Below are 14,362 nucleotides of genomic sequence, written 5' to 3' on the forward strand. Positions count from 1 at the left end.
GAATGGTAGGTGGGGTTGCTTTTTCATAAGACGAGGGGGAGTAGCTAGTTGCGGCCGGCGGCTGGCGTTAGCCAAATGGTGAAGGCCGTGGTGCTATGGGCGGTGGCGGCTAGCTCGAACCGGAAATGGTGGGCCAGCAGGATGTCGCGCACCAGCGTCAGGCCAATGCCCTGGCCGTCGCGCTTGGTGCTGAAAAAGGGCGTGAACAGGCGGCGCTGCACCTCGGGCGGAATGCCGGGGCCGTCGTTTTCAATGATAATGCGGGCGGGCTGTTGCGTGGTCCGGACCCAGATGTTCCCATTTTCGCCAATAGCTTCCAGGGCGTTTTTGCTGATGTTCAGCAGGGCCTGCTCCAGCTGCAGGGGGTCCAGCACTACCACCAACGCCTCCGGCGCCAGCTCCCAGTGCCACAGGATGCGGCGGCGCTCCGCCTGCACCTGCAACAGACGGCCAATGGAGCGGAGCTGCGCGTGCACATCGGTGGGCTGGCACTGGGGTAGCGGCAGGCGCACCAGGTTGGCGAAATTGGCAATGAAGTTGGCCAGGTGCGTATTGCGCCCGGTGGATACGTCCAGGGCCTCCGTGAAATCGGGCTGGTCGTCGGGGCGGAGCTGGGGGGCGTAATAGTGGAAGCTCTGCAGAATGGAATTGATGGCGCCGATGGAGTTGTTGATTTCGTGCGACATCATCCGGATCAGCTTCTCGTAGGCCCGTTTCTCCTGCCGGATCAGGTCCTGGGTCAGCTCTTCCAGCATAATAAACTGGCGGGTAAAGCCCCGGTCCACGAAGTGGGAACAATGCGCGCGGTAGGTCTGGATGCCGGAGAGCTGCACCACCTGCGGCTCCCGGCTGGAAAGCCCCGTCAGGGCCGCGCCCCAGTCGCCGGGCAGCTGGGCCGGCAGCTGACCCAGCAGCTGCGGCGCCGACAAGCCCAGCATGCGCTCGGCGGCGGGGTTCACGCCCTCAATGTGCCCATCAAAGGACAGCAGCAGCACCCCGGCCGGCGAGGCCTGAATCAGGCTTTCGAGCAGGTAGCTTTTCTCGTGCTGGGTTACCCGCTCCCGGCGCAGCTCGTCAATCATGTGGTTGTACACATCAATGAGCTGGTCCATCTCGCGTTGCCCCACGGGCACAAACTTCATGGAGAAGTCCCGGACGCGAATGGCCTCGGTGCCGGCCGCAATCAGCTGAAACGGCCGCACAAAGCCCCGGTACAGCTGCACCGTCAGAATTATGCTGATCAGCAGTAGCACTTCCAGCCCCACAAACAACGGCGGATTTGTGCGCATTACCTGCCCGGCCAGCACAATGAGCACAGCGTGAATTATCGTGACAAAGAGCAGAAACTTAACGCGCAGGGTCATGAACGATTTAAGAAGCTAGTAGTGCGCTAAAGCTATGCGTAAAACCAGTTCCTCTCCTCGGTTGAGGCGGGGAACTGGTTTCAGTCTCTGCCTATTTGCCTACCCCCTACTCCGCATCAAACGGAATGGCGTACTTTTCCAAGCGGCGGTAAAGGGCGCCGCGACTCAGGCCCAGAGCTTTGGCTACGCGGCTGATGTTGCCGCCGTAGTGCTCCAGCGTGCGCCGGATCATCTGGGCCTCCAGCTCATCCAGGGTCATGGTACCGGGTTCGGGCAGCTCGCCGGTTTCGGCGGGGCGCGGGGGTAGGCGCTGAAACTGGGCCTGGAAATCTTCGGGACCCAGCTCGTCTTTGCCGCTGACCAGTATGGCCCGCTCCACCAGGTTTTTCAGCTCCCTGATGTTGCCCGGCAGCGGCTGCTCCTGCAGCCAGTGCTGGGCCCGGACGCCTACTTTCAGGGCCGGGCGGTTGTAGGTGGCGCGCAGCCCATCCACGAAGTGCTGCACCAGCAGCGGAATATCCTGGGGCCGCTCGCGCAGGGCCGGGAGGCGCACCGTAATCAGGTTGATGCGGTAGAACAAGTCCTCGCGGAAGCGGCCCTGCTGCACCATTTCGGCCAGGTTGCGGTTGGTGGCGCAAATCACCCGGATATCAAGGCGGCGCGGCTTACTGTCGCCGAGCACCTCGTAGGTGCGGTCTTGCAGTACCCGCAGCAGCTTTACCTGGCTGCTCAGGTCCAGCTCCCCTATTTCATCCAGGAAGATAGTGCCGCCATTGGCCAGCTCGAAGCGGCCGATGCGGTCGGTTTTAGCATCGGTGAAGGCCCCACGGCGGTGCCCGAACATCTCACTCTCAAACAAACTGGCCGAAATGCCGCCCAGGTTTACCTTCACGAAGGGCTGACGGCGGCGCTGGCTGTTCTGGTGCACGGCCTCGGCAATCAGCTCCTTGCCCGTCCCCGATTCGCCCTCAATCAGTACGGAGGCATCGGTGGCGGCCACCTGGCCTACGTTGCGCAACACGTGCAACAGGCGGGCATCCTGCCCCACAATGCCTTGGAAGTTGTACTGCTTATCAAGCTGCCGGCGCGTGAGGGTGGCGGGGTCGGTTTCCTCGTCGGGCTCGTGCAGGGCCAGGATGGTGCGGATGGTCTGGAGCAGGGAGTCGTTGTGCCAGGGCTTGGTAATGAACTCAGCGGCCCCAGCTTTCATGCCTTCCACCGCCAGCGCAATAGAGCCCCAGCCGGTAATCAGGATGACGGGAACCTGCGGGGCGAGGCGCTTAACCTGGGCCAGCAGGCGCACGCCATCCTGCCCGCTGGTTTCCAGCGAGTAGTTCATGTCCATGAGCACCAAACGAGGGGGAGCCTGCTGCACCAGCTGCAAGGCTTCTTCGGGGGTAGCAACGCCCTTGGCGGGGTAGCCGGCCTGCTTCAGCAGCAGCCCCAGCGAGGTGCGTATTGCCACATCGTCGTCAATAATCAAGATCATAGCTCAGAAGCGAAGGACGGAATTTAGAGTAGAAAAGAAAATTCCGTGGGGCTCTACCCTACCCCCTGACCCCACCCCAACCTCTGCCTATTAGGGAGAGGCTGGAGTGGGGTTTCGAGCTACTCCTCCCGAAGCGCAACGGCCGGATGAATACCGGCGGCCTGCCGGCTGGGCTGCAGGGCACAGATGGCCGTGAGCAGGAAAATGAGCACCGTGGCCAGCACCATGGCCACGATATACACCTGCTGGGGCAGGCCAAACACGCCCAAAAGCGGGAATTGCGCGGCCAATACCAGCCCCCCCAGCACGCCAAACGTAGTAACCACCAGCATTTCGCCCAGAAACTGCCCGCTGATGGCGTTGCCAGTGGCGCCCAAGGCCCGCCGCAGCCCGATTTCGGATTTGCGTTGGCTGATGTTGAACCACAGCACCCCAAACAGGCCCAGCGCCACGTTGAGGATCAGGAATACGCCTACCATGCCCAGGGCAATCAGGGGCGTCATCATGAACTTCATTTTATCCTTGCGGTTCTCGGCCAGGGTATTCACGTTGGCATCCCAACCCTTGGTCACGGCCTTGATTTTGCGCACCAGCTGCTGCTCCAGCACGGCGGCGCTGCCGGGCTGCACGCGCACCAGCAGAATAGGTTGCTCCGTGTTGCCTAACCGGGCCGTATCCTGCAGCGCACGCCGGGAAAACAAGGCGGGGTCGTTGGCGGCGAAGTCGCTGCCGGAGCGGTAGGCATCCACTACACCTACCACCTGCCATTCCTCGTCGTGCTTCTCATTGGTCATTACTTTACCTACCGCCGACTCCTGCCCGAACATCTCTTCCGCAAACCGCTTATTTACTACCACGTGGTGGCGCGACGAGGCATCGTCGCGACGGTCGAACCAGCGGCCGGCTACCACGTTCAGGCCCAGTACCTTTGCCATGTCATCGTCGGCATCATAATATTCCGTGAGGGGAGCCTGCTTGTCTTTGTAGAGGTACTCATCGGTATTCATGTTGCTGAACGAGAACGGCGTATTGTCGCTGGTCCAGGTAACGGCGGCCACGCCGGGCGTAGCTTTCAGCTCCTGCACCAGCCGCTGGAGCGTTTCCTTGCGGCTGATGGTATCTTGGCCGGGGTTGATGTTGAACTCCCACACGTTATCCGAGGTGAAGCCCATGGGCTGCCGGTAGTTGTAGTAGTTGTTGACGAGCAGTACGCTCACCACGAACAGCACGAAAAACGACAGCAGGATTTCGGCCATCAGCAGGAAGTTGGAGCGCTTCCGGTTCCAGATCAGAGTAAACAGATGACGGATCATGATTCTACTTGTTATACCGTGTGCATGAATTACTTACTACCCCCCTTCAGGGCTTGAACCGGCTGCAGCCGCGACATTTTGAAGGCCGGATACACGCCCGAGAGCACGCCGAAAATCAAGGTCACGAGCAGGGCCCAGCCGAAAATCCGCCAGTTCAGCTCGAAGTGGGCGTAGGCCAGCACCTGTGAGCCCCCGATAAGCTGCAGGGCCCCGTAGGCGAGCAGCAGCCCCAGCAACCCACCGATGGCCGTGAGAAAAATATTCTCGACCAGAAACTGCCCGATAAGCGTGCGGCTGGTAGCCCCGAAGGCCTTGCGAACCCCGATTTCAGAGGAGCGCTCCATAATGCGGCTCACGTTGATGTTCACCAGGTTCAGGGCGGGCAGCATCATAAACAGCAGGGCCAGGCCCGAGAGAATAGAGAACAGAATCGTCAGGCCGTCGGAGGCGTAATCGGTGAAGGGGTTCATGAGTTGCCGCGAAAAGGACGCCAGCAGCGGCTCGGCGTGCATTTCCATATACTTCATGTTCTTCGGGTCGGGCAGGGGCACGCGTTTCATCATCTGGTCGAACTCAGCCTGCACGGCCGGTATATCCGCTTCCGACTTCACCTGGATGATAGCGGCATAATCGCCGTTGAGCTGCACGCGCTGCAGGTCGTTGGGGCTGGTGGTCAGGGGCACCCACACGTCGGCGTAGGAGCTGAAGCGCAGGGCCGGCACATTTTCCACCACTCCCTGAACGCGGTAGTTGGTTTGGTTGATTTCGATGGTGCGGCCTACCACGCCTTGGTCGGTGCCGAAGTACTTGCGGGCCGTGGCGCGGTTGATAACGGCCACCCGCGCCGCCGATTTTACTTCGCCCTCGCTGAAAGGCTTGCCTTCATGAAAAGTAAAATCCAGTACCTGCCAGAACACCTCATCGGTGTACTTCAGGTCCAGGTCGAGGCGGTTGTTGCCGACGTAGCTGGGCGTGGAGTGAAAGTTGGAGTACACGGCCACCTTCTCGGGCGTTTTGAGGGGGCGCACAAACTTATCGAGCAGGTAGTAGCTGGGCGGCGAGTTCTGGTTACCCCCACCCGTCCACCGAACGTGCATGAAGTTGACGAACAGCATCTTATTGATGCGCGTTTCGGGGGCATGGGCACCCACTAAGTGGTCGAACATGGCCGCCACCACCAGCAGCACCATGAGGGTGAAGGAGATGCCGAACAGGCTGATGAAGGTGAAGAACTTGCGGCGCAGCAAGACTTTCCAGGCAATTTTGAGGTAGCTAAGCAACATGAGCTTGGGCGTAGGAAGTAGAAAAGGAAGAATGAAGCGCGGCCACCTGCCGCTGCAGCACCGCGCGGGCTTTGCTGAGCTGCGACTTACTGGTGCCTTCTGAAATACCGAGCAGCGCGGCCACCTCGGGGTGGGTGTAGCCCTCCAGGGCGCAGAGGTTGAACACGGCCCGGTAGCCGGCCGGCAGCTCCTGCACCAGCCGCAGCAGGTCAGCTGCTTGCAGCTCCACGTCGGCGGTGGGCAGGTCGGTGGCCAGGTGGCCGGTGTGGCAGTCCTCCAGGCGAAGCGTAAGGATTTCGCGGCGGCGCAGGTAGCTCAGGGCCTCGTGCACCACAATGCGGCGCACCCACCCTTCCAGGCTGCCCCGGCCCTCGAACTGACCCAGGCACCGAAACACCTTCACGAAGCCGCGCGCCAGCACCTCTTCGGCGTCGAACTCGTGGTGGACGTAGCGCAGGCAGAGGGCCAGCATCTTCGGGGCGAAGCGGTGGTACAGCTCCTGCTGGGCCGCAGCGCTGCCCCGGCGGCAGGCCGCAACCAGTTCAGCGTCAGAAAGCGGGAGGACTAGCGTTTTCATTTTCTGGGGTATGAGGGTAGGAGGGTGTGAGGGTGAAGGATTTAGGTGGTTCTACAGGCGACAGGTGGATGTACCTCCTACCCCCATACCCTCCTACCCTCCTACCCCCTAGCTAACCTGGCTGCCGTCGAAGAAGCGGATGAGGCGCTCGGTGCGGCGGGCCTGCTGCTCGTCGTGGGTTACCATCACGATGGTAGTGCCGTCCTGGCGGTTCAGGCCCAGCAACAGGTCCATGATTTCCTCGCCCATCACCGAGTCAAGGTTACCGGTGGGTTCGTCGGCCAGAATGATTTCCGGGCGGCCGGCCAGGGCCCGGGCAATGGCCACGCGCTGGCGCTGCCCCCCGGAAAGCTGGGTGGGGAAGTGGTTGGTGCGGGCGCTCAGGCCTACCTTATCGAGGGCGGCGTAGGCCCGTTCCCGGCGCTCCTTGCCGCCTACCCCCGGCCGGTAGAGCAAGGGCAGCTCCACATTATCGAGCACGGTAAGGTCGTTGATGAGGTGGTAGCTCTGGAATACGAAGCCGATTTTGTGGTTGCGCAGCGCGGCCAGCTCCTTATCGGAGTAGGACTGCACCGGGCGGCCATCCAGCTCAATCACGCCGCTGGTCGGCTCATCGAGCAGGCCCATAATGCTGAGCAAAGTCGATTTTCCGCAGCCCGAAGGCCCCATGATGGACACGAACTCGCCCTTGTTGATGGTCAGGTTTACCCGGTTCAGGGCTACCGTTTCAATGGTTTTGGTCTGGTAGATTTTCTCGATGTCGCGCAGCTGAATAACGGGTTGGCTGGTAGCCGCGAGGGTAGCGCCGTTGGCCTGGGGCCGCACGGCCGATTGGGCGAGGATGTTTTCCATGGGAAGGCGGAAGAGAAGATGAGGAAGGTGCTGAAAGAGTGTCCGGTTTTGAGCCAAGCCCCACCCGGTGTACAGTAGTGTAGCCAAGCAGCGTACCAATTTTATAAATTATTATTAATCAATAACTTATACCATTATTGCAAATAATACATTCAACAAAATCTGTCCATTTCCGGACAGGGTGTTCGTTCTTACAAAGCTGAGGTGTTCACCTGACTTTCTCTCTGTCATCCTGACGAGGGAAGGACCTCTCCCGCTTCGTTTCAACCTTCTGAATTAGCCAGCAGCAGAGGTCCTTCCTTCGTCAGGATAACGACCGTAAGTCCTGTGGTTCTGAATGACAACTATGAACCTCAAGGCCCATAACGACCGCCGCCCTACCCCTCTTCAGACACCTGAAGGGGGTAGGGCGGCGGGATTCTGCCAGCGAGTTTTGCTTGAGTTTTTGGCTACTTCGCAGCCAGGGGCAGCTGCCGCTCGAAGTCATAGAGGGTGAGGGCGCGCAGACGGTAATGGGCTACCCAGGCGGCGCGCAGGGCCAAGATGTAGGCGCGGCGGGCCTGATCCTTTTCGGCGGAAGCAATGGTGAGGTCGGTGAGGCTGATGCGGCCGACTTTGTAGGTAGCCTGGGCAATGGTGTAGCGCTGCTGAGCCAGGGAGTCGGCGCGGGCCGAGAGGTTTAGCTGCTCACTGAGGGTAGCCAGCTGGGTAGCCTGCACCTGCACATTCAGCTCGAAGGAAGTTTCTTCCTGGGCTACGTCGGTTTGCACCTGGCGGCGGGTCAGCTCGGCGGTTTTCACAATGGATTTCTGCTTACCCCAATCTACCAGCGGCAAGGCAAACGTGAGCTGCACCTGCTGCTGGTTTTGCAGGGCCAGGTAGGTATCCCAGAGGTTGCCGGCCTGGTTTACGTAGCCCAGATTAGCCGACAGCGTGGCCTGAAAGCCTGTGGTACCACGGGCCAGGGCCACTTCCCGCTCGGCCTGCAACAGCCGCCGCCGGAAGGCCAGCACCACGCTCCGGTTCTGGCGGGCCTGGGCCAAAGCCTGCTCGGCGAGCACTACCAGGCGCGGCGCGGCGGGCGGCACCGCCAGCCGTATAGTTGCGGCTTGCAGCCCGGTGTAGCTCTGCAGACTCACGGCGGCATTCTGGGCATCAAGCTGCCCCTGGGCCATGGCCTGGCGGGCGTTCAGCAAGTTGAGCTCTAGCCGCAGCAGGTCGCTTTGGGAGAGGCGGCCCAGTTGGTAGCGCTCCTTCCCTATCCGCAGCAGCTCCTCGTTGGCCTGCACGTTCTGGCTGGCTACCTCGGCGTTTACCTGCTGTTCCAGCACATCAAAATACAGCTCCGTGATGCGCTGGGCAATGCTTTCGCGCTCCTCCACGTACTGGCGCTGACTTTCTTCGTAGCGCAGGGGCTCAATGCGCCGGTCCCACTTCAGGCCGTTGAACTTGCCCAGGGGCTGGGTCAGGCCGATGGCCACGGGCTGGTTGTTGTAGCGCTTCAGGCGGCCATTGAAATCGTCGAAGCGCTGCACCTCGGAGGCCACAAACACCTGCCCGCCCGTCAGGCCAATGTTCTGGGTTACCGATAAAGCCAGGTTGGAGTTGTTGATGCGCACGGCCCGGAAATCAGTGGTGCCATCGGGCTGTACTACGGGCGTCACGGCGCGGCTGAAGCCCGGCAGCGTGCCCTGCAAGCCTAACTGCGGGCGGTAGTTGGCCTGGTAAGTGCGCCACACCCAGTAGCTTTTGTCGCGGGTGGTTTGGGTTTGCTTCGCGGCGGCCGACTGGTTCAGGGCCAGGTCGATGACGCTGGGTAGCGTGAGGGCGGGAGCCGGAGCCTGCGCGGCGGCCGGTTGGTGCAGGAGCCCTACTACGGGCAGCAGCCACAGGAAAGGCTTCATGGCTTAGAGATATTCATACAACATGGGCGCACATGGCAAGGGCCACCGGCCTAGCGTGCGGACTTCGTCAGGGTAGCGCTGGCTACGGAGGGTAGCTCCTGCTGCAGGTACTGCTCCAGCTGGGTCAGGCGGCTTTGGCTGATGTTCTCGTTTACCAGCAGCACAATGCCCAGATTTCGCTCGGGGTACACCACAAAGCGCGTGTTAAAGCCGATGGACTGCCCATCGTGGTAAATCCGGCGGCGGCCGTTGGTATCGGTGTCCAGCATCCATCCCAGGCCCATGCCAAATTCTCCCTCGGTACCGCGGGTGCGCTGGTGCGCCAGGCGCACGGCCGGCTCGCGCTCTGCTAAGTTGGCCGCGGCGTACTTCAGAAGGTCGGCGGCGGTGGAGCTCATGTTGGGCCCGCCCCAGTAGCCAGTGTAGTTGGGGTGTTGCTGGGGCTGCTGTTGCTTATCGTAGCCGGTGGCGTAACGCTGGTGCTCGGTGGCCGACAGAACGCGTTTCGTGTCCGTCATGCCAAAGCGAGTCCGGACGAATTTGGTCACGAGTTGCTCGTAGGGCTGCTGGTACACGCGCTCCAGCAGCAACTGCAGCACCAGCATGGCTACCCCATTGTAGCGGTAGGTAGTACCGGGCTTCGTGGCGAGCTGAAACTGATGCATGTCGCGCAGCAGGCTGTCGGCAGAATACTGGTTGTAGTAGGCCGTTCTTTCTACCAGGCTCATCTTGCTTTGCCACTCCTTCCGGGCCGGGCTGTACACCTGGGACGTGGTGGGCATGCCGGAGGTATGGTTGGCCAGGTGCAGCACCCGGACAGGCTCACCTTCAAAGGCTAGGTTGGGGTAGGAACCCGGCAGGTACTTCCGGATATCATCGTCGAGCTTCAGCTTCTTATCCAGCACAGCCTGCGCCAGCAACGTCCCCACAAAGGTTTTCGCCACGGAACCCATGTCGTAGTAAGTAGCGGCAGTCGGCCGCCGGCCCGAGCCTTTTTCAACTTCGCCGTAGTTGTAAAACGACATCTTGCCTCCCTGGTAGATACCGATGGAAAGGCCGGCCGCATCGGGGTGCTGCATGTAGAGCGTGGCGGCGCGGTGCACGGCCTGGTCCAGGGCGCTTTGCTGGCGGTTGTCCGTCAGGGCCGGGGTAGTACGGGCGTTGGGCTGGGCAATGAAATCCGAAATGGTATAGTCATCCAGCACGCCAGGAGCCGAGGACACCAACATCACGCGCAGGTTTTGCTTTTCGCCCCGCCACTCAAACTCATGGCGCTTGCCCTGCTCGCTCAGGGCCTTGGTGGCCGTAATCCGACCGGTTTTGGCTTTCAGGTCCGTCAGAAACCGCGTCATGCTGCCCGCCTCCTCCAGCTGGCGCAGGGCCGGGCTGCTGGAAGCTTCACTGGCTTTAAAGTCGCCGCGGTTGAACTGGGCAATCAGCGAGTCGTTGAACTGCTGGTAGGAAGTAAAGGCGGGCGCCTGGGCCTGGGCAGACAAGCTGCACAGCGTTGAAACGGAGAAGGCCAGGGCGGTTGTCAGGGAGCGAAGGAGTAGCATGGGATAGAAAGGATTAAGAAGTGGTAGGGAGTAGTTTGGCGAAGGAATTAGTCTTGAATGGTCAGCTCGGGGGTTTCGGTGTGGTCCTTCATATCGGACACAATGACTTCTTCGCCCGCCCTGAGGCCACCGGTTATCTGCACGTAGTCGAAGTTGCTTTCCCCGAACTGCACGGTGCGGCGCACAGCCTTGCCGTCCTGCACCACAAACACGGGCTGCTCTTTGCCTCCTTGGTAGAAAGGGCCGTTTTTGACGCGCACCACGTTGTGCAGGGATTTGGTTACCACAAATACATCGGCCCGCAGGTTGGCGCGCAGGGCGGGGTGGTGGTCTTGGGTCAGGTTGGCGTAAAACGTGACTACCCCCTTCTCCACAGCCGGACTGATAGTGCTGATGACGCCCCGCAAATCGGTGCCGTTCACCCGAATAACTACCGGGTCCTGGAGGTGGAGGGCGTCGGCGTAGGTATCGGAAATGGTGGCGCGCACCCGGAAGCGGCTCAGGTCGGCCACGCGGGCCAGGGCGTCGCCAGCCTGCACGGTGGTGCCCAGGTCCTCATTCACCCAGGTGAGCACGCCAGGCTGCTGGCTGCTGATGTTGGCCTGCTGCAGCTTGCCGGCCAGCTCGGCAATGCTGCGGTCCTGAATCTGCATGGTAAAGCCCAGCTCGCGCACGTCGGCGGCGTTGGCGGCGCGCTGGTTCCGGATCTGCTCCCCGAGGCGCTGTAGCTCTAGTTGGGCTACCCGCAGGTTCAGCTCGGCCTGGCGCACGCTCTCGGAGGTTCCGCCACCAATTTTAAGCAGGTATTGCTCGTCGCGCAGGGCCGACTGCAGGCTGCGGACTTTCACCTGCTGCACCTGCTCCTGGGAGCGGAGGTCGTTGAGGGCTTTTTCGAGGCTGAGCTGCAGCTGGCCGTTCTTGTTGCGGTTCTGCTGCTGCTCGTCCTGGAGCTTGGCCAGAGCCGTGTTGGTCAGCTCCTTGTCCAGTTCCAGAATAGTTTGGCCGGGCTGCACCTTGCTACCCACCGGCACTGCTACCCGCCGGATGGTGCTCTGAATGGGGCTGGTAATGACCGCCTCATGAGCCGGAATAATGATGCCGGCGGCCGTGAGTGAGGCCTCTACATCGCCGGTTTCGGTGCGGGCCGTCAGGATGCTGTTGCGGTTGAGACTGGGCTTGAGCACGCTGCGGAACGCCCACAAGCTTAGCATAACAATCAGAACGGCCCCGGCCCCCACCAGCCAGCGGTGGCGCTGACGGCGAGCTTGGGTAGTAGAAGATATGGCTCTGTCCATTTTCGTACAGGAAGGAAAGGGATTCCTGTACAGTCAGCCAAGGGCCATGCCATATTGATAATGTATTGATAATCAACATATTATCATTAGGATAACTATTCTACGCTTTAAGAAATATGTCCATAAATGGACACGCTGTTCGGAAACGCTTTGAGAGCAGGAAGCCAACGGACAAACAATGAAGTAGCGGGAAGCCCTATTATCAAGTCGCTTGGAAGTATCCCATGTGCTGCAGCCGAACCTCATCTCGGCCTTCTCTCATTGGGGAGGGGTAGTAAATCCGATGGCAAGGTCAGCAGGCTAAATGTTCCGGCAAGCCCGCCAGGCTGGGATGGTATAGACTCCTACCCCTCTGCGCCACCGGAAGGGGTAGCAAAAGAGCAGAAACAGAACGTATCGATAGGGAAAGATTGCGCGTGACTGTCTCAGGAAATGGCTGTTTTAGCACCCACCTGATTAGGCCCACTAGCGGCCTTGCTACGCCTACCTGAACTGTTGGTAGAGAATTATTTCTAATAATAGAGCCACCGCCAGAACATCTTTGTGCAACAACATCCCGGCTGACCGGTCTCATGCCTTGATGAGCAACCTGCCCACCTCCCCCGCGACCGACCAGCAGCTTGTGGCGCAAGTGTTGGGGGGAAACACTGCGGCTTTTGGGCAACTCGTGCAGCGCACGGAAGGGCTCGTCACGCAGATGGTATTCAAAATGATTCGACATTCCGCTGACCGCCCGGATGTCGCGCAGGAGATTTACCTGAAGGTTTTTAAAAATTTAGCGGGGTTCAAATTTCAGGCGAAGTTCTCGACGTGGGTGGGGCAAATTGCCTACAATACCTGCCTGCACTACTTAGAGAAGAAAAAACTGGTGCTGGTGGACTTGTCGGAACAACGACCGGACGACTCCTCGGAAGAAGGCCGTAGCCCTCCCGTAAGCCTGGTAGCCGGGTCGGACTACGACCCAGAAACGGCCTTGTTTGACCAAGACCTGACCACTATTCTGAGCACTGCCATCGAGCAACTGCCGCCCCTCTACCGCACCTTAATTGCCTTGTACCATCAGCAGGAACTGAGCTACGAGGAAATTGCCCAGATAACCTCCCTGCCGGACGGAACCGTGAAAAACTACCTTTTCCGGGCACGCAAACGGTTAAAGGAATACCTACTGGCCAGCTATCACCGCGACGACTTATGACGAGCCCCCATCTTTCCGAGCGCGCCCAGCAAGAGGCCGCCGAATCGACTTCCCTACTGCCCGTTGCCCAAGCAACCCACCTGCGCGGCTGCTCCCTGTGCCAGAGCCGGGTAGCTACCTACCGGCACTTGCTGACGGCCGTAGCGCACCAGGCACACCCCACCTTTTCATTCGACTTGTCGGCGAGCGTCCTGGCGCAGCTGCCCCGGGCCAAACCCGGTTTTTCTTGGGTGTTGGCTGGCGTGGCCACACTTGTACTGGGGGTGGTTATCTCATTTTTAGCCTTGTTTGGTGGCCTGCTGACACCAATTTTCCACAGTATGACTACTGGCCTGGGAGCTGGGCTGCTAACTGTGGCGGGCCTATTCGTGGCCGGGCAGTGCCTGGAGCTGCTGACCCAGCATCGCCGGCAGATGCGCCAGCTCGCTTTTTCTTAAAACTTTTGCAACATGATGGGCGGTGGCCGGTCTCATCCGGTACCGCCTCTCTTCCGGCTCGCCCTATGAAACGTTTTTGGCTGCTCCTGCTTTTTTGCCTGGCCACTTGGGAGGCCTCCGCCCAAGGTGCTGATGCAATGGCCCCCGTCCTGGATGGCAGTGCATTGGAATTGGCCCGCCGGGTGTTTATGCCTCTGGCAGGACTTTTCCTGCTCTGCAATTTCGTGTTGGCCGCCGTCAGAATGGTGTTGAACTACCTGCTGAAAAAGCAGATTGTGACAGCCGCTACTTCGGAAAGCATTGTCGAGCGCCTGCTGCCCCGCCCGCAGGATGAGCAAAACAAGGTGGTAAAGTGGGTCGTGTTGCTGCTGAGTACTGGCACAGGGCTCGCGCTTTGCAACCGGTACCTGCCTTGGGGTCTGCACTCGGTCATCATCCTGCTCTTCAGCACCGCCGTCGGCTTCCTGGCCTACTACCTCTTCCTGCGTCGCCAAACGAAATAGGCAGCCCCTTCCATCCGGCACGATTTCCTTTCTTCCTGCTACCCCAAAGGTAGTTAGCCAACCCTCTTATGCTCTTTGTATGTCCTCCTTGACCGTCCTTTTTCGCGCCCTTTCCGTGGCAGTCCTGTGCGCTGGCGCCACGTTCGCCCGGGCCCAAACATCCGGGGCCATTAGCCTTGCCCAGGTAGCGCCCGCCGCCCTGCGCCTGCGCATCGAAAATCCTAGCGCCTGGGCCGGGAGCGTGCAGGTCGTGCGCCTGAGTAGCGGGCAAACTCTCTTTACCGAAACCTACACCGTTCCGGCATACGGCCATCGGTTTGATTTCAGCCAAGTGCCCAGCGGCCGCTACCTCGTGTGGGTGCAGGCGGGTGGCACTGTGCACCGCTGCCTGGTGCGGGTACGTACCTGGAACCAGGGTTCATCTATCCGGAGGATTAAGCTGATTTACCCTACAATGCCAGTCTTCAGTAGTGGGGTTACCGTGCCTGCCGTAGCGCTTGGCTCAACCAATTTTCACCAGGTTCTACAAGAGGATTCACTGAACCAGTAATCAGTCCGAACGCAACCAGCTTTCCTTACCGTTTCCGTCAAGCC

Annotated in this window: 13 protein-coding genes; 4 read left to right on the forward strand and 9 right to left on the reverse strand. The window is 60.3% G+C overall.

Annotated elements, in window-relative coordinates; translation table 11 throughout:
• Positions 1 to 44: 44 nt before the first annotated feature.
• The 9 genes from FGZ14_RS07175 to FGZ14_RS07215 form a co-directional block, all read right to left on the reverse strand.
• On the reverse strand, positions 45 to 1,364 hold the full coding sequence (locus FGZ14_RS07175) for a PAS domain-containing sensor histidine kinase (RefSeq protein ID WP_139922760.1): 1,320 nt from the start codon (positions 1,362 to 1,364) through the stop codon (positions 45 to 47).
• Between the two features lie 106 nt (positions 1,365 to 1,470).
• A complete protein-coding gene (locus FGZ14_RS07180; protein WP_139922763.1) occupies positions 1,471 to 2,853 on the reverse strand; it encodes a sigma-54 dependent transcriptional regulator in 1,383 nt (460 codons plus the stop codon).
• 119 nt (positions 2,854 to 2,972) lie between these two features.
• Positions 2,973 to 4,166, reverse strand: coding sequence for an ABC transporter permease (locus FGZ14_RS07185; protein WP_139922766.1), 1,194 nt, complete (start codon positions 4,164 to 4,166; stop codon positions 2,973 to 2,975).
• A 29-nt stretch (positions 4,167 to 4,195) separates the two neighbouring features.
• Positions 4,196 to 5,449 (reverse strand): ABC transporter permease, encoded by a 1,254-nt coding sequence (locus FGZ14_RS07190; protein WP_139922771.1) that lies wholly within the window; start codon positions 5,447 to 5,449, stop codon positions 4,196 to 4,198.
• Positions 5,439 to 6,026: an RNA polymerase sigma factor gene (locus tag FGZ14_RS07195; protein WP_139922774.1), complete on the reverse strand. Its 588-nt coding sequence runs from the start codon at positions 6,024 to 6,026 to the stop codon at positions 5,439 to 5,441. The genes FGZ14_RS07190 and FGZ14_RS07195 overlap by 11 nt, the downstream gene beginning before the upstream one ends.
• A 108-nt stretch (positions 6,027 to 6,134) precedes the next feature.
• Positions 6,135 to 6,878: an ABC transporter ATP-binding protein gene (locus FGZ14_RS07200; RefSeq protein WP_139922777.1), complete on the reverse strand. Its 744-nt coding sequence runs from the start codon at positions 6,876 to 6,878 to the stop codon at positions 6,135 to 6,137.
• Positions 6,879 to 7,327: 449 nt separating this feature from the next.
• On the reverse strand, positions 7,328 to 8,782 hold the full coding sequence (locus FGZ14_RS07205; RefSeq protein WP_139922781.1) for a TolC family protein: 1,455 nt from the start codon (positions 8,780 to 8,782) through the stop codon (positions 7,328 to 7,330).
• A 50-nt stretch (positions 8,783 to 8,832) separates the two neighbouring features.
• Positions 8,833 to 10,338: a serine hydrolase gene (locus FGZ14_RS07210; RefSeq protein WP_139922784.1), complete on the reverse strand. Its 1,506-nt coding sequence runs from the start codon at positions 10,336 to 10,338 to the stop codon at positions 8,833 to 8,835.
• A 47-nt stretch (positions 10,339 to 10,385) separates the two neighbouring features.
• Positions 10,386 to 11,633, reverse strand: coding sequence for an efflux RND transporter periplasmic adaptor subunit (locus FGZ14_RS07215; RefSeq protein ID WP_139922787.1), 1,248 nt, complete (start codon positions 11,631 to 11,633; stop codon positions 10,386 to 10,388).
• Between the two features lie 580 nt (positions 11,634 to 12,213).
• Between FGZ14_RS07215 and FGZ14_RS07220 the strand changes: the two genes are divergently transcribed.
• The 4 genes from FGZ14_RS07220 (at position 12,214) to FGZ14_RS07235 (ending at position 14,318) form a co-directional block, all read left to right on the forward strand.
• Entirely contained in the window at positions 12,214 to 12,828 is a 615-nt protein-coding gene (locus FGZ14_RS07220; RefSeq protein WP_139922790.1) for an RNA polymerase sigma factor, read from the forward strand.
• Positions 12,825 to 13,265, forward strand: a complete 441-nt coding sequence (locus FGZ14_RS07225) for a hypothetical protein (protein ID WP_139922793.1) — start codon at positions 12,825 to 12,827, stop codon at positions 13,263 to 13,265. The genes FGZ14_RS07220 and FGZ14_RS07225 overlap by 4 nt, the downstream gene beginning before the upstream one ends.
• A gap of 65 nt (positions 13,266 to 13,330) precedes the next feature.
• Entirely contained in the window at positions 13,331 to 13,768 is a 438-nt protein-coding gene (locus FGZ14_RS07230; protein ID WP_139922797.1) for a hypothetical protein, read from the forward strand.
• 79 nt (positions 13,769 to 13,847) lie between these two features.
• Positions 13,848 to 14,318 (forward strand): hypothetical protein, encoded by a 471-nt coding sequence (locus tag FGZ14_RS07235; RefSeq protein ID WP_139922801.1) that lies wholly within the window; start codon positions 13,848 to 13,850, stop codon positions 14,316 to 14,318.
• The last annotated feature ends 44 nt before the right edge of the window (positions 14,319 to 14,362 follow it).

Origin of the sequence: Hymenobacter sp. DG01 (genome assembly GCF_006352025.1) — a bacterium.
Taxonomy (GTDB): Bacteria; Bacteroidota; Bacteroidia; order Cytophagales; family Hymenobacteraceae; genus Hymenobacter.

What these genes read in the sequence shown, in the direction of transcription:
- FGZ14_RS07175 (WP_139922760.1), bottom strand. Translation starts at nt 1,364, where the DNA reads ATGACCCTGCGCGTTAAGTTTCTGCTCTTTGTCACGATAATTCACGCT.
- FGZ14_RS07180 (WP_139922763.1), bottom strand. Translation starts at nt 2,853, where the DNA reads ATGATCTTGATTATTGACGACGATGTGGCAATACGCACCTCGCTGGGG.
- FGZ14_RS07185 (WP_139922766.1), bottom strand. Translation starts at nt 4,166, where the DNA reads ATGATCCGTCATCTGTTTACTCTGATCTGGAACCGGAAGCGCTCCAAC.
- FGZ14_RS07190 (WP_139922771.1), bottom strand. Translation starts at nt 5,449, where the DNA reads ATGTTGCTTAGCTACCTCAAAATTGCCTGGAAAGTCTTGCTGCGCCGC.
- FGZ14_RS07195 (WP_139922774.1), bottom strand. Translation starts at nt 6,026, where the DNA reads ATGAAAACGCTAGTCCTCCCGCTTTCTGACGCTGAACTGGTTGCGGCC.
- FGZ14_RS07200 (WP_139922777.1), bottom strand. Translation starts at nt 6,878, where the DNA reads ATGGAAAACATCCTCGCCCAATCGGCCGTGCGGCCCCAGGCCAACGGC.
- FGZ14_RS07205 (WP_139922781.1), bottom strand. Translation starts at nt 8,782, where the DNA reads ATGAAGCCTTTCCTGTGGCTGCTGCCCGTAGTAGGGCTCCTGCACCAA.
- FGZ14_RS07210 (WP_139922784.1), bottom strand. Translation starts at nt 10,338, where the DNA reads ATGCTACTCCTTCGCTCCCTGACAACCGCCCTGGCCTTCTCCGTTTCA.
- FGZ14_RS07215 (WP_139922787.1), bottom strand. Translation starts at nt 11,633, where the DNA reads ATGGACAGAGCCATATCTTCTACTACCCAAGCTCGCCGTCAGCGCCAC.
- FGZ14_RS07220 (WP_139922790.1), top strand. Translation starts at nt 12,214, where the DNA reads ATGAGCAACCTGCCCACCTCCCCCGCGACCGACCAGCAGCTTGTGGCG.
- FGZ14_RS07225 (WP_139922793.1), top strand. Translation starts at nt 12,825, where the DNA reads ATGACGAGCCCCCATCTTTCCGAGCGCGCCCAGCAAGAGGCCGCCGAA.
- FGZ14_RS07230 (WP_139922797.1), top strand. Translation starts at nt 13,331, where the DNA reads ATGAAACGTTTTTGGCTGCTCCTGCTTTTTTGCCTGGCCACTTGGGAG.
- FGZ14_RS07235 (WP_139922801.1), top strand. Translation starts at nt 13,848, where the DNA reads ATGTCCTCCTTGACCGTCCTTTTTCGCGCCCTTTCCGTGGCAGTCCTG.